The 813-nt window shown below is 41.8% G+C and carries 1 protein-coding gene; it reads left to right on the top strand.

Translation table 11 applies throughout. From position 1 onward, the window contains the following. Positions 1 to 29: 29 nt before the first annotated feature. Positions 30 to 813, top strand: a 784-nt coding sequence (locus tag ADIWIN_RS04200) for an RQC domain-containing protein (RefSeq protein ID WP_235047012.1), incomplete at its 3' end; no start/stop codon positions are given.

The raw sequence follows: 813 nt of genomic DNA on the forward strand, positions 1-813 counted from the left end.
AGAAGTTTATAAAGGATGAGGTCAAAATTATGGTGGCCACAATTGCTTTTGGAATGGGAATAGACAAGTCCAATGTGCGGTTTGTGGTGCATACCAACATGCCTCAAAACATTGAGAGTTACTATCAGGAGACGGGACGAGCAGGACGAGATGGTTTGCCTGGAGAAGCTTTGTTGTTTTATAGTCTGGGGGACAGTATTACCCTGAGAAGGATGATAGAAAGTGCTGACAACGAGGATTATGTAAAGCACATGAAGGCCAAGATGAACACAATGGTTGAGTTTTGTCAAACGAAATCCTGCAGACGGCGATATTTGCTTAACTATTTTGGAGAACAATATCCGCAGGACTGTGGCAATTGTGATGTCTGTTTTCATAAAAACAATAAGTCAGATATGACTGTTTTTTCCCAAATGCTACTTTCAGCGGTAGTTCGGTTGGGACAACAATTTGGATTGGGGCATGTTATTTTAGTTTTAAGAGGATCACAGGCAGCGAAAGTAACCGAAAGCCAAAAAGAATTATCCGTATACGGAATAGGTAAGGATAGAAGTGATGACTTTTGGAAAAGACTGGGCTTTCAGCTTATATCAGAAGGATACCTCACTCAGGAGGACCCGAAAATGCCAATTTTGAAATTGAGTGAATCAGGATGGGAGAAATTGAAACGCAAGGAGAAATTTCTCTTGGCCATGGAAGAAGAGGTGTTCAAGCGGGCCGAGACAAGCTCTGAAAAGGATGAAGCCCTTTTCGATAAACTTAGAGTGATTCGTAAAGAGCTGGCAGACAAGCAGAATGTTCCCCCTTATATTG

Origin of the sequence: Winogradskyella psychrotolerans RS-3 (assembly GCF_000427335.1) — a bacterium.
Classification (GTDB): domain Bacteria; phylum Bacteroidota; class Bacteroidia; order Flavobacteriales; family Flavobacteriaceae; genus Winogradskyella; species Winogradskyella psychrotolerans.